The sequence below is a fragment of the Streptomyces griseoaurantiacus genome (assembly GCF_036189845.1).
Lineage (GTDB): Bacteria > Actinomycetota > Actinomycetes > Streptomycetales > Streptomycetaceae > Streptomyces > Streptomyces griseoaurantiacus.
Map to the genome: position 1 here is coordinate 5,817,129 of NZ_CP108326.1, position 13,603 is coordinate 5,830,731.

General features: G+C 70.8%; 10 protein-coding genes. 9 read left to right on the forward strand and 1 reads right to left on the reverse strand.

What is annotated here, in order from left to right:
* Positions 1–15: 15 nt before the first annotated feature.
* The 6 genes from OHB09_RS25795 to OHB09_RS25820 all read left to right on the forward strand — a co-directional run bounded on the left by OHB09_RS25795 (position 16) and on the right by OHB09_RS25820 (position 8,541).
* Positions 16–1,215, forward strand: coding sequence for an ROK family transcriptional regulator (locus tag OHB09_RS25795; protein WP_006142782.1), 1,200 nt, complete (start codon positions 16–18; stop codon positions 1,213–1,215).
* Between the two features lie 121 nt (positions 1,216–1,336).
* Positions 1,337–2,455: a substrate-binding domain-containing protein gene (locus tag OHB09_RS25800; protein WP_006142783.1), complete on the forward strand. Its 1,119-nt coding sequence runs from the start codon at positions 1,337–1,339 to the stop codon at positions 2,453–2,455.
* A gap of 240 nt (positions 2,456–2,695) precedes the next feature.
* Positions 2,696–3,487, forward strand: coding sequence for an ATP-binding cassette domain-containing protein (locus OHB09_RS25805; protein ID WP_167794367.1), 792 nt, complete (start codon positions 2,696–2,698; stop codon positions 3,485–3,487).
* The gene (locus tag OHB09_RS25810) at positions 3,484–4,785 is read left to right on the forward strand and encodes a sugar ABC transporter permease (protein ID WP_093594310.1); all 1,302 of its coding nucleotides are present in this window, start codon (positions 3,484–3,486) and stop codon (positions 4,783–4,785) included. Before OHB09_RS25805 ends, OHB09_RS25810 begins: the two co-directional genes overlap by 4 nt.
* A 173-nt stretch (positions 4,786–4,958) precedes the next feature.
* Positions 4,959–6,890 (forward strand): 1-deoxy-D-xylulose-5-phosphate synthase, encoded by a 1,932-nt coding sequence (dxs, locus tag OHB09_RS25815; RefSeq protein WP_006142787.1) that lies wholly within the window; start codon positions 4,959–4,961, stop codon positions 6,888–6,890.
* Between the two features lie 154 nt (positions 6,891–7,044).
* Positions 7,045–8,541 (forward strand): amino acid permease, encoded by a 1,497-nt coding sequence (locus tag OHB09_RS25820; RefSeq protein ID WP_328922605.1) that lies wholly within the window; start codon positions 7,045–7,047, stop codon positions 8,539–8,541.
* Positions 8,542–8,557: 16 nt separating this feature from the next.
* On the opposite strand, the gene OHB09_RS25825 is transcribed toward OHB09_RS25820, so the two are convergent.
* The gene (locus OHB09_RS25825; protein ID WP_040896495.1) at positions 8,558–8,953 is read right to left on the reverse strand and encodes a PIN domain-containing protein; all 396 of its coding nucleotides are present in this window, start codon (positions 8,951–8,953) and stop codon (positions 8,558–8,560) included.
* A gap of 79 nt (positions 8,954–9,032) precedes the next feature.
* On the opposite strand from OHB09_RS25825, the gene OHB09_RS25830 reads away from it, so the two are divergent.
* The 3 genes from OHB09_RS25830 to OHB09_RS25840 all read left to right on the forward strand — a co-directional run bounded on the left by OHB09_RS25830 (position 9,033) and on the right by OHB09_RS25840 (position 13,573).
* The gene (locus OHB09_RS25830) at positions 9,033–10,049 is read left to right on the forward strand and encodes a hypothetical protein (protein ID WP_006142791.1); all 1,017 of its coding nucleotides are present in this window, start codon (positions 9,033–9,035) and stop codon (positions 10,047–10,049) included.
* Between the two features lie 171 nt (positions 10,050–10,220).
* Entirely contained in the window at positions 10,221–11,447 is a 1,227-nt protein-coding gene (locus OHB09_RS25835) for a thiolase family protein (protein WP_191851996.1), read from the forward strand.
* Positions 11,444–13,573 carry a 3-hydroxyacyl-CoA dehydrogenase NAD-binding domain-containing protein gene (locus OHB09_RS25840; RefSeq protein WP_319115994.1) on the forward strand — a complete coding sequence of 710 codons (2,130 nt, stop codon included), beginning with the start codon at positions 11,444–11,446 and terminating at the stop codon, positions 13,571–13,573. The genes OHB09_RS25835 and OHB09_RS25840 overlap by 4 nt, the downstream gene beginning before the upstream one ends.
* Positions 13,574–13,603 lie beyond the last annotated feature (30 nt).

Consider the following 13,603-nt stretch of genomic DNA (forward strand, 5'->3'; position numbering starts at 1 on the left):
GCGCAGGAGGTCGTCGTGGAGACTCCAGGGTCGCAGTCGTCGCTGCACCGAGCCAACCTGGAGCGGGTCGTACGTGCCGTACGCCTGGCCGGGTCGCTCACGCAGGCGGAGATCGCGAGGACCACGGGTCTGTCCGCGGCGACGGTCTCGAACATCGTGCGGGAACTGAAGAACAACGGGACGGTGGAGGTCACCCCGACCTCCGCGGGCGGTCGCCGGGCCCGCAGCGTCTCGCTGAGCGGGGACGCCGGCATCGTCATCGGCGTCGACTTCGGCCACACCCACCTGCGCGTCGCGATCGGCAACCTGGCCCACCAGGTGCTCGCCGAGGAGGCCGAGCCGCTGGACGTGGACGCCTCGGCCGCCCAGGGCTTCGACCGGGCCGAGGAGGTCGTCAGCCGCCTGATCGAGGCGACCGGCGTGGACCGCACCAAGATCGCCGGCGTGGGGCTCGGCGTGCCCGGCCCGATCGACGTGGAGGCGGGCACCCTGGGCTCCACGGCCATCCTGCCGGGCTGGACCGGCGCCCGGCCCGCCGAGGAGCTGCGCGAGCGCCTCGGCGTCCCCGTGCACGTGGACAACGACGCCAACCTCGGCGCCCTGGGCGAGCTGGTCTGGGGCAGCGGACGGGGCGTGAAGGACCTGGCGTACATCAAGGTGGCCAGCGGCGTCGGGGCCGGCCTCGTGATCCAGGGCAAGATCTACCGGGGTCCGGGCGGCACGGCGGGCGAGATAGGGCACATCACGCTCGACGAGTCGGGTCCCGTCTGCCGCTGCGGCAACCGGGGCTGCCTGGAGACCTTCGCCTCGGCGCGCTACGTGCTGCCGCTGCTGAGGTCCAGCCACGGCACCGACCTCACGCTCGACGGCGTCGTCCGGCTGGCGCGGGACGGCGATCCGGGCTGCCGGCGCGTCATCGCCGATGTGGGCCGACATGTGGGCAGCGGAGTGGCCAACCTCTGTAATCTACTGAATCCCAGCCGGGTGGTCCTCGGCGGCGATCTCGCCGAGGCCGGAGAACTCGTTCTGGGGCCCATAAGGGAGTCCGTGGGCCGGTACGCGATCCCCAGCGCCGCCCGGCACCTGTCGGTGCTTCCGGGGGCCCTCGGGGGCCGTGCGGAGGTGCTCGGGGCACTCGCTCTCGCGCTCAGCGAGATGGGTGATTCGACCCTTCTGGACGGGTCCGCCCCCGTGGCCAGCCCTGCCTTCACTTAGAGAACGGATGGCACCGTTGCCATCTCGTTAAGGATTTACTTCTTGACGCCGCACGTGTGGCCGAGTTGACTTCCAGCCACCTCGGCCGCAACGTCGCGGCCTCGTCAGGGAGGTTTCTGAAGTGAACACGCGTATGCGTCGCGCCGCTGTTGCGGTTGCCGCCGGTGCCATGGCCGTCTCTCTCGCGGCCTGTGGAAGCGCCAAGGAGTCCAAGGACAGCGACTCCAACTCCTCGTCCTCGTCCAAGAAGAAGGGCGACGACATCACCGTCGGCCTGCTTCTGCCGGAGAACAAGACCGCGCGGTACGAGAAGTTCGACAAGCCCCTGATCGAGAAGAAGATCAAGGAGCTGACGAACAACAAGGCCAAGATCCTCTACAACAACGCGCGCGGCGACGCCAACCTCCAGTCGCAGCAGGTCGACACGATGGTCACCAACAAGGTGGACGCCCTCATCGTCGACGCCGTGGACGCCAAGGCCATCAAGAACGCGGTCCAGAAGGCCGTGGACAACGGCATCAAGGTCGTCGCCTACGACCGCCTCGCCGAGGGCCCGATCAGCGGCTACACCTCGTTCGACAACGAGCAGGTCGGCAAGGCCCAGGGCGAGGCCCTGCTGAAGGCGCTGGGCGACAAGGCGAAGAAGAGCTCGAAGATCGTCATGATCAACGGCTCGGTCACCGACCCGAACGCCGCGCAGTTCAAGAAGGGCGCGCACTCCGCCCTGGACGGCAAGGTCACCATCGCCAAGGAGTACGACACCAAGGAGTGGGCGCCGGACAACGCCAACTCCGAGATGGAAGCCGCGATCTCCGCCGTCGGCGCGAAGAACATCGCGGGCGTCTACTCCGCCAACGACGGCATGGCCGGCGGTGCCATCACCGCCCTCAAGGCCGCGGGCATCAAGGTCCCGATCACCGGCCAGGACGCCGAGCTCGCCGCCGTGCAGCGCATCCTCACGGGTGAGCAGTACATGAGCGTCTACAAGTCCTACCCGCAGGAGGCCGAGGTCGTCGCGCAGCTCGCCGTCGCGGTCGCCAAGGGTGAGAGCACGGACTCCCTCGCCAAGACCAAGGTCGACAGCGCCAGCGCCAAGGGCATCCCCGCGGCCATCATCCCGGTGATCTCGCTGACCAGCGAGAACATCAAGGACACCGTCATCAAGGACGGCTACTACACGCTCGACGAGATCTGCACGGCCAAGTACAAGGCCGCCTGCAACAAGGCCGGCCTCAAGTAACACCCGGCCGGCCCAGGGCCCTCGGCGGCCGCCTCCCGCGGACCGCCGGCCCGAGAGCTGTCGCGTCCCTCCGCCCGCTCGCGGATCCGCTCCCGGATCCGCGAAACGGGGAGGGACGCGCCACGGACTCCGTCCGGTGCCCCGTGATCCACAGCCCCGCAAGCTCATGCGGGGCGCCGGACGGATCACCTTCCCCCCAACTTCTGTACAACCTCTCCGCCGGGTCAGGCGGCGAAGGAGATGGTTCACGTGTCCGCTACGCCCGTGCTGGCGTTGCGCGGGGTCTCCAAGCGGTTCGGTGCCGTCCAGGCGCTCACCGACGTAGAGCTTGAGGTCCACGCCGGTGAGGTGGTCGCCCTGGTGGGCGACAACGGCGCCGGAAAGTCCACGCTGGTCAAGACGATCGCCGGCGTGCACCCCATCGATGACGGCGTCATCGAGTGGAACGGCAACGCCGTGTCGATCGGCAAGCCGCACGACGCCCAGAGCCTGGGCATCGCCACCGTCTACCAGGACCTGGCGCTGTGCGACAACATCGACGTCGTCGGCAACCTCTACCTCGGTCGCGAGGTCAAGAGGTTCGGCGTCCTGGACGAGGTCGAGATGGAGCGGCGCTCCCGCGAGCTGCTGGACACGCTCTCCATCCGCATCCCCAGCGTCCGCATCCCGATCGCCTCGCTCTCCGGCGGTCAGCGCCAGGTCGTGGCGATCGCGCGTTCGATGCTCGGCGAGCCCAAGCTGGTCATCCTCGACGAGCCCACCGCCGCCCTCGGTGTCGAGCAGACGGCCCAGGTCCTGGACCTGGTCGAGAGGCTGCGCGAGCGCGGCCTCGCCGTCATCCTCATCAGCCACAACATGGCCGACGTCAAGGCGGTGGCCGACAAGGTGGCCGTCCTGCGGCTCGGCCGCAACAACGGTGTCTTCGAGGTCAAGACGACCTCGCAGGAGGAGATCATCTCCGCCATCACCGGCGCCACCGACAACGCCGTCACCCGTCGTGCGGCCCGCTCGAACGGGGAGGTCTCGAAGTGAGCATCGACAAGACGTCCGCGACGGCGTCCAAGGACGACGCCGTGCCCGTGGAGAACCCCGAGGCGGCCAGCGGCGCGGACGTCGCCGTCGACCCCCGCCTCCTGGTCCGCGAGCAGGGCCTGACGGGCTACATCGGCGAGTTCAAGCGCAAGATCAAGGGCGGCGACCTGGGGTCCATCCCCGTCGTCATCGGTCTGATCGTCATCTGCATCGTCTTCCAGAGCCTGAACTCCAACTTCCTGTCCGCGCAGAACCTGAGTGACATCACCGTCACGATGGTCGGCACGGGCATGATCTCGGTCGGCATCGTCTTCGTGCTGCTGCTCGGTGAGATCGACCTGTCGGTCGGCTCGGTCAGTGGTGCGGCCAGCGCCATCGCGGCCGTCCTCGCCGTCAACCAGGGCTGGCCCGAGTGGGTGGCGGTGCTCTTCGCCGTCGCCGCCGGCGCGGCCATCGGCGCGGCGCACGGCTTCTTCTTCGCGGTGCTCGGCGCCCCCGCCTTCGCCGTCACCCTGGCGGGTCTGCTGTTCTGGCTCGGCTTCATGCTGAAGGTGCTCGGCGAGAACGGCACCATCAACCTCGACAGCGACGGCTTCATCGGCAAGCTGACCACGTACTTCTTCGCCGACGTGGCCGCCGCCTACGGCCTCGCCCTCGTCGTGGTCGCGGTGTTCTTCATCAGCTCCTTCCTGGGCAACCGCCGCCGCGAGGCCGCGGGCGTCCCGTCCCGGCCGCTCAGCGACACGGTGCTGCGCACGGTGCTGCTGGCCGTCGTCGCCTTCGCCGCGGCCGCGATGTACAACCAGTACAAGGGCCTGCCGCTGGCCACCGTGGTCTTCCTGGCCTTCCTGGTCGGCAGCGACTTCCTGCTGCGCCGTACCTCCTACGGCCGCAAGATCTTCGCGCTCGGCGGCAGCGTCGAGGCCTCCCGCCGTGCCGGCATCAACGTCACCTTCATCCGGATCTCGGTCTTCGCGATCGCCGGCGGGTTCTCCGCCATCGGCGGCCTCTTCCTGGCCTCCAAGATCGCCTCGGCCAACCAGAGCGCCGGTACCGGTGACCTGCTGATGAACGCGATCGCCGCGGCGGTCATCGGTGGCACGTCCCTCTTCGGCGGCCGCGGCCGCACGTGGAACGCGCTGCTCGGTGTGCTGGTGATCGTCTCCATCCAGTACGGACTCCAGCTCGAGTCCATCGCCGAGCCGGTGAAGTACATGATCACCGCAGCGGTGCTGCTGACGACCGTGGTGATCGACTCGGTCACCCGCAAGACGCAGAAGACGGCGGGCCGCGCCTAGCACGCGCCGCCTCGCCCCTGTGCCCGGCACCCCGGTGGGTGCCGGGCACAGGCATGTCCGGAGGACGCCGGGGGTACCGCGTCGGGGGTGGGCGTCGGGCGGCGACGGTGAACATTAGACTCGTCGGGCCGAACGAAGCCTGGAACTGCCGGCTCTACTGCAAGGAGGCACGGGTGCCGCTGCTGACCCGCATCGGGGGACCGCGTGATCTGGACCGGCTCACCCTGGAGGAGCTGGACGAGCTGGCGGAGGAGATCCGCACCTTCCTGGTCGAGGCGGTCTCCAAGACCGGCGGCCACCTGGGCCCGAACCTCGGGGTCGTCGAGCTCACCCTCGCCCTGCACCGCGTCTTTCACTCGCCCAAGGACAAGGTGCTCTTCGACACCGGCCACCAGTCCTACGTCCACAAGCTGCTCACCGGCCGCCAGGACTTCTCCCGGCTGAAGCAGAAGGGCGGCCTGTCCGGCTACCCCTCGCAGGCCGAGTCCGAGCACGACGTCATCGAGAACAGCCACGCCTCCACCGTGCTGGGCTGGGCCGACGGCATCGCCAAGGCCAACCAGCTCAAGAAGCGCGACAGCCACGTCGTCGCGGTCATCGGCGACGGCGCCCTGACCGGCGGCATGGCCTGGGAGGCGCTCAACAACATCGCGGACGCCAAGGACCGCCCCCTCGTCATCGTCGTCAACGACAACGAGCGGTCCTACGCCCCCACCATCGGGGGCCTGGCCAACCACCTGGCCACCCTGCGCACCACCGACGGCTACGAGCGCTTCCTGGCCCGCACCCGCGAGGTCCTGGAGCGGACCCCGGTCGTGGGCCGGCCGCTGTACGAGACGCTGCACGGCGCCAAGAAGGGCCTGAAGGACTTCATCACCCCGCAGGGCATGTTCGAGGACCTCGGGCTGAAGTACGTCGGCCCGATCGACGGGCACGACATCGAGGCCCTGGAGTCCGCGCTGACCCGCGCCAAGCGGTTCGGCGGGCCCGTCATCGTGCACTGCCTCACCGAGAAGGGCCGCGGCTACCAGCCCGCCCTCCAGGACGAGGCCGACCGCTTCCACGGCATCGGCCCCATCCACCCCGACACCGGCCTGCCGGTCAAGGCGGCGGGCGCCGACTGGACCTCCGTCTTCGGCGACGAGATGGTCCGCCTCGGCACGGAGCGCGAGGACATCGTGGCCATCACGGCCGCCATGCTGCAGCCGGTCGGCCTGAAGAAGTTCGCGGACGCCTTCCCGGACCGCATCTACGACGTCGGCATCGCCGAGCAGCACGGCGCCGTCTCCGCGGCCGGCCTGGCCCACGCGGGCGCGCACCCCGTCTTCGCCGTGTACGCCACCTTCCTCAACCGCGCCTTCGACCAGGTCCTCATGGACGTCGCCCTGCACAAGTGCGGCGTGACCTTCGTCCTGGACCGGGCCGGCATCACCGGCACCGACGGCGCCTCCCACAACGGCATGTGGGACATGTCCATCCTCCAGGTGGTCCCCGGCCTGCGGCTCGCCGCCCCGCGCGACGCCGACCAGGTCCGCGCCCAGCTCCGCGAGGCCGTCGAGGTCGAGGACGCGCCGACCGTGGTCCGCTTCTCCAAGGGCGCCGTCGGCCCCGCCGTGCCCGCCGTGGGCCGCGTCGGCGGCATGGACGTCCTGCGCGAGCCCGGCACCGACCGCCCCGACGTGCTGCTGGTGTCCGTCGGCGCGCTCGCCCCGATGTGCCTGGAGATCGCCGGGCTCCTCGACCGGCAGGGCATCTCCACGACCGTCGTCGACCCCCGTTGGGTCAAGCCGGTCGACGAGGCCCTGGCGCCGCTCGCCGAGCGCCACCGCGTCGTCGTCACCGTCGAGGACAACTCGCGCGTCGGAGGTGTCGGCTCCACGATCGCCCAGGCACTGCGCGACGCGGGCGTGGACGTCCCGCTGCGCGACTTCGGCATCCCGCCGCGCTTCCTCGACCACGCCTCGCGCGCCGAGGTCATGGCGGAGATCGGCCTCACGGCGCCGGACATCGCCCGCCAGGTCACCGGACTGGTCTCCCGGCTCGACGGCCGCTTCGAGCGGCCGACCGCCGAGGCCGAGCCCGTCGAGGAACCCGCACGCGACTGACCCACACCGAGGAGCGAGCCGGTCCCCCCGCCTTTACGGTGGGGGGACCGGCTCCTTCGCGTGAATCCGGCCACACGGGGGCATACGCATGTACGCCCCGCCCCGATCACACATGCCGGACGGACCGGGGACGACGAGTGTGGGAGGTACGCCCGTGAGCAACACCCTCTTCCGGACGAAGAACATCGAGCAGTCGATCAGGGACACCGAAGAGCCCGAACACGCGCTCAGAAAATCCCTCTCCGCCCTCGACCTGACCGTCTTCGGCGTCGGTGTCATCATCGGCACCGGCATCTTCGTGCTGACCGGAACGGCCGCGAAGAACACCGCCGGTCCCGCCGTGTCCCTGTCCTTCGTCGTGGCCGGCATCGTCTGCGCGCTGGCCGCCCTCTGCTACGCCGAGTTCGCCTCCACGGTCCCGGTGGCGGGTTCCGCGTACACCTTCTCCTACGCCTCCCTCGGCGAGTTCCCCGCCTGGATCATCGGCTGGGACCTCGTCCTGGAACTCGCGCTGGGCACGGCGGTGGTGGCCGTCGGCTGGTCGGGCTACATCCACTCCCTGCTGGACAACGCGGGCTGGCATCTGCCCGCGGCGCTCAGCGGACGGGACGGCGCCTCCGGGTTCGGCTTCGACATCCTCGCCGCGGCGCTCGTGCTCGTCCTCACCGCCATCCTCGTCGTGGGCATGAAGCTCTCCGCGCGGGTCACCACGGTCATCGTCGCCATCAAGGTCGCCGTCGTCCTCGTCGTCATCATCGCGGGCGCCTTCTTCATCCACGGCGGCAACTACGACCCGTTCGTGCCCCCGGAGCAGCCGGTCGAGGCGGGCGGCAGCCTCAAGGCGCCACTCATTCAGCTCATCTTCGGCTGGGCACCCTCGAACTTCGGCGTCATGGGCATCTTCACCGCCGCGTCCGTCGTGTTCTTCGCGTTCATCGGCTTCGACGTCGTCGCCACCGCCGCCGAGGAGACCCGTGTGCCGCAGCGCGACGTGCCGCGCGGCATCATCGGCTCCCTGATCATCTGCACCACGCTGTACGTCGCCGTCTCGATCGTCGTCACCGGCATGCAGAAGTACACCAAGCTCTCCATCGACGCCCCGCTCGCCGACGCCTTCAAGGCCACCGGGCACCCCTGGTTCGCCGGTCTGATCAGCTTCGGCGCGGCGGTCGGCCTGACCACGGTGTGCATGATCCTGCTGCTCGGTCAGGCCCGGGTGTTCTTCGCGATGAGCCGCGACGGCCTGCTGCCGCGCTTCTTCTCGCACACCCACCCGCGCTTCCGGACCCCCTACCGGCCGACCATCCTGCTCGGCGTGATCATCGCGGTCGTGGCGGGCTTCACCAGCCTCAGCGAACTGGCCGAACTGGTGAACATCGGCACGCTCTTCGCCTTCATCGTGGTCGCCATCAGCGTGGTCATCCTGCGCCGTACCCGCCCCGACCTGGAGCGTTCCTTCCGCACCCCGCTGGTCCCCGTCGTCCCGATCATCTCGGTGCTGGCCTCCCTGTGGCTGATGCTCAACCTCCCCGCGGAGACCTGGCTGCGCTTCGGCATCTGGATGGTCATCGGCTTCGCGGTGTACTTCCTGTACGGCCGCACCCACAGCCGGCTGGCACGGGGGGAGGAGCGCGCCGCCGCGAAGGGCTGAGCGCGCCCCGGGACTCCTACTCCCCGGTGGGGCCGCCGCGCACCGCCCGCGGCCCCACCACCTCCGCGCCCAGCGCCCCCACCCTGCGGCGCAGTTCGCGGTCGGCCGTCACCACCAGGCACCGCCGTCCGGCCGCCGCCCGCACGACCTCCACGATCGTGTCGTCCCCGCTGCCGGCCGCCGCCTCCACCCGCACCCCGGGGACCGGCTCGACCCCGCGCGCGGCCCCCTCCACCACCATCACGATCTCCACCGGCGGCGCCCACCCGGCGAGCCCGGTCCCGCCGCGTCCCGCCAGCGCGTCCCGCAGCCGCTCCGCCGCTCCCCGCCGGTCCCGCCACCATCCGTCGGGCACGGAGCCGACGACATTCGCGGCGTCGACGACAATCAGGGGCACACTCCGCTCGGTCATGACGGACAGCCTCGCACGCGGCCGCGGTGCCCCCGCCCCGCCCTTCGGCCGCCGTCGCCGTGCGTCATAAAGTGGGCGGGTGAACGGCGACTGGCTCCTCCGCGGCCGCGACGGCCGGCTCAGCCTCTACCGACTCTCCGGCGACCACGTCCTGTGCCGGGCGGAGAGCGTCCCCTCCGGTGCCTGGGACGCCCCCCGCCGCATCGGCGGCGAGCAGCGACTGCATCCCGTCCTCGCCGTGGGGCAGGGCGCCGACCACTACGCCCACCTCGTCTCCTGGCGCCCCACGGTCGACGGGGAATCGGGCCTGGTGCACTCCACCCACTTCCGGCCCGCGCTGGCCGCCCTGGACTGGAGCCCGATCGGGCACCCCAACAAGAAGGGCAGAGTCACCGGACCGCCCGCCGTCGCCGTCGACGCCCAGGGCCGCGCGCACGTCTTCGTCCGCAACAAGGGCGGGGGACTGAGCATGGTCGCCCAGAAGGAGAAGGGCGGCTGGGACCCCTGGCGCGACCTCAAGGGCCAGGGCCTGCACGAGGATCTCGCGGCCGTCTCCACCCGCGCCGGGCTGGTGGAGGTGTACGGCACCGTGCCGGACGGCATCGCGTGCTGGCGCCAGCCGGAGCCGGGTGCCCGCCCGGTGCCCGGGGACACGCTGCGGGTGCCGGTGCGGCCGGGCACCCTGCGCGCGCTCGCGACCTCCGAGGCGCACGTCACCGTGTTCTTCACGGACGAGTCGGGCGACCTGTGCGCCTGGCGCTCCGGCGCGGAGCCGGTCGTCCTGCTGCCCGCCGCGGGCCCGGGCCCGGTGGCGGCGGTGGGCTGCGAACTCGAGGGCCTGCCCTGCACCTTGCTCGCCCAGCGCGCGAAGAGCGGCCGGGTCGTCTTCGCCGCGTACCCGGCGGAGCAGGAGTCGGCGGGGGCCTGGTGGACGGAGTCGGGGGAGCCGGTGGAGCCGGACGCGAGGGTCGCGCTCGCGGAGGACGGGGCGGGTCGGGTCGTGGCGGCGACGCTCTCGCCGGCCTCGGGGGAGCTGCGGCTGACCCGCCGCAAGGCGGAGCCGGGGCTGGCGCTGGAGGCCTGGCGGCTGCTCTGACCCGCCGTTTTCACCGCTCTCGTCCGGGTCCCGCGCCGCTCGGGGACATGTGACCTTCACCGCTCCCGGCGAGGGGGCTGGGCAGCATGGTTACCCGTAAGTAGCATAGAGTCTGAGCGCACGCTCAGCGTGCCGCGGCAGTGCCACCCCGCACCCTGGAGGAGAGCCATCGTGCCTCGTACCGTCAGGGACGTCGTCTTCGTCGACGGCGTCCGCACCCCGTTCGGCAAGGCGGGCCCGAAGGGCATCTACCACGAGACCCGCGCCGACGACCTCGTCGTCAAGGCGATCCGTGAGCTGCTGCGCCGCAACCCCGGCCTCGACCCTCAGAAGGTCGACGAGGTCGCCGTCGCCGCCACCACGCAGATCGGTGACCAGGGCCTGACCATCGGCCGCACCGCCGGCATTCTCGCGGGCCTGCCGACCTCCGTCCCCGGCTACTCCATCGACCGCATGTGCGCGGGCGCCCTGACCGCCGTCACCACGGTGGCCGGCTCCGTCGCCTTCGGCGCCTACGACGTCGCCATCGCGGGCGGTGTCGAGCACATGGGCCGCCACCCGATGGGCGAGGGCGTCGACCCCAACCCGCGGTTCGTGAGCGAGAAGCTGGTCGACGAGTCCGCCCTGTTCATGGGCATGACCGCCGAGAACCTGCACGACCGCTACCCGAGCATCACCAAGCAGCGCGCCGACGAGTACGCCGTGCGCTCCCAGGAGAAGGCCGCCAAGGCCTACGCAGGCGGCCAGATCCAGGCCGACCTGGTGCCGATCTCCGTGCGCCGCACCACCCCCGAGGGCGGCGAGACCGGCTGGGGCCTGGTCACGGCCGACGAGCCGATGCGCCCGGGCACCACGCTGGAGAACCTGGCGAACCTCAAGACCCCGTTCCGCGTGCACGGCCGCGTCACCGCGGGCAACGCGGCCGGTCTGAACGACGGCGCCACCGCCTCCGTCATCGCGAGCGAGGACTTCGCCCGCGGACACGGACTCCCGGTCAAGATGCGCCTGGTCTCCTACGCCTTCGCCGGCGTCGAGCCCGAGGTCATGGGCTACGGCCCGATCCCGGCCACCGAGAAGGCCCTGGCCAAGGCGGGCCTGTCGATCTCCGACATCGGCCTGTTCGAGATCAACGAGGCCTTCGCCGTCCAGGTCCTCGCCTTCCTGGAGCACTACGGCATCGCCGACGACGACGCCCGCGTCAACCAGTACGGCGGCGCCATCGCCTTCGGTCACCCGCTCGCCTCCTCCGGCGTCCGGCTGATGACCCAGCTCGCCCGGCAGTTCGAGGAGCAGCCGCACGTCCGCTACGGCCTGACCACGATGTGCGTCGGCTTCGGCATGGGCGCGACGGTCGTCTGGGAGAACCCGCACTTCGAGAACGCCGGAGGCGACAAGTGAGCACCACCGCCGACCTGTTGAAGCGTGCCGCCGAGCTCTTCCCGGGCGAGGTCGTCACGCAGGCACACGTACGCCACTTCGACCTGCCGCTGGGCGCCGGGCGGTTCGCGCTCATCACGCTCGACAACGGGCACGACCACACCAAGCCGACCACCCTCGGCCCGCAGTCGCTGGCGCACTTCGACGCCGCGATCGACCAGGTCGAGAAGGAGGCCGCGGCCGGTGAGATCGTCGGTGTCGGCGTCACCGGCAAGCCGTTCATCTTCGCCGTCGGCGCCGACCTCAAGGGCGTCGAACTGCTCGGCAGCCACGAGGACGCGCTCGCCATCGGCAAGGGCGGCCACGACGTCTTCAAGCGGCTGGCCGGGCTCGCCGTGCCGACCTTCGCGTACTACAACGGCGCGGCCATGGGCGGCGGCGTGGAGATCGGCCTGCACTGCTCCTACCGCACGGTCTCCGCGGCCCTCCCGGCGTTCTCGCTGCCCGAGGTCTTCCTCGGCCTGCTCCCCGGCTGGGGCGGCTGCACGCTGCTGCCGAACCTGATCGGCGCCGACAAGGCCGTCTCGGTGATCATCGAGAACAGCCTCAACCAGAACAAGCAGCTCAAGGGCGCGCAGGTCTACGAACTCGGCATCGCGGACGCGCTGTTCGAGGGCGCGGACTTCCTGGAGCAGTCGCTGACCTGGACGGCCGCCGTGCTCAAGGGCGAGATCGTGGTGGAGCGCCCGGTGATCGACCGCGGCGAGGGCTGGGACCAGGCCGTCGCCAAGGGCCGCTTCCTCGCCGACTCCAAGGTGCACGGCGCCGCCCCGGCCGCCTACCGCGCCCTGGACATCATCGCCGCCGCCAAGAACGGCGACCTCCAGCAGGGCTACGACGCCGAGGACCAGGCCCTCGCCGACCTCATCATGAGCGGCGAACTGCGCTCCGGCATCTACGCCTTCAACCTCGTCCAGAAGCGCGGCAAGCGCCCCGCGGGCGCGCCGGACAAGGCACTGGCGCGTCCCGTCACCAAGGTGGGCGTGGTCGGCGCCGGCCTGATGGCCAGCCAGCTCGCGCTGCTGTTCCTGCGCCGCCTGGAGGTGCCGGTCGTGCTGACCGACATCGACCAGGAGCGCGTCGACAAGGGCGTGGGCTACGTCCACGCCGAGATCGACAAGCTGCTCGGCAAGGGCCGCGTCAACCAGGACAAGGCCAACCGCCTCAAGGGCCTGGTCAGCGGCGTGCTGGACAAGGCGGAGGGCTTCTCGGACGCGGACTTCGTGATCGAGGCCGTCTTCGAGGAGATCGGCGTCAAGCAGCAGGTGTTCGCCGAGGTCGAGGCGGTCGCCCCGGCCCACGCGATCCTCGCGACCAACACCTCCTCCCTGTCGGTGACGGAGATGGCCTCGAAGCTGAAGAACCCCGAGCGGGTCGTCGGCTTCCACTTCTTCAACCCGGTCGCCGTGCTGCCGCTCCTGGAGATCGTCCGCGGCGAGCAGACGGACGACGCGTCGCTGGCGACGGCCTTCGCGGTGGCCAAGAAGCTGAAGAAGACCGCGGTGCTGGTGAAGGACGCCCCCGCGTTCGTCGTCAACCGCATCCTGACCCGCTTCATGGGCGAGATCCAGAACGTCATCGACGAGGGCACGCCGGTCGACGTCGCCGAGCGCGCCGTCGAGCCGCTGGGCCTGCCGATGTCCCCGTTGGTCCTGCTGGAACTGGTCGGCCCCGCGATCGGCCTGCACGTCTCGGAGACCCTGAACCGGGCCTTCCCCGAGCGCTTCACGGTCTCCCCGAACCTGAAGGCGGTCGTCGAGGCGGGCAAGCGCGGCTTCTACGTGTACGAGAGCGGCAAGCCGGAGCTGGACCCGGAGGTCGCCGCGCTGCTGAAGCAGGGTGACACCGTGCTGACGGAGGAGCAGGTCCGGGCACGGGTCCTGGAGGCGGTGGCCCAGGAGATCGGCCTGATGCTCGACGAGGGTGTCGTCGCCGAGGCCCAGGACATCGACCTGTGCCTGATCACGGGCGCCGGCTGGCCCTTCCACCTGGGCGGCATCACGCCGTACCTGGACCGCGAGGGCGTCTCCGAGCGCGTCAACGGCAAGCGCTTCCTCGCCCCCGGCGTGGCCAGCGTCCCGGCGTAGTCAGCACCACCAGCACCACCCGCACCCCCG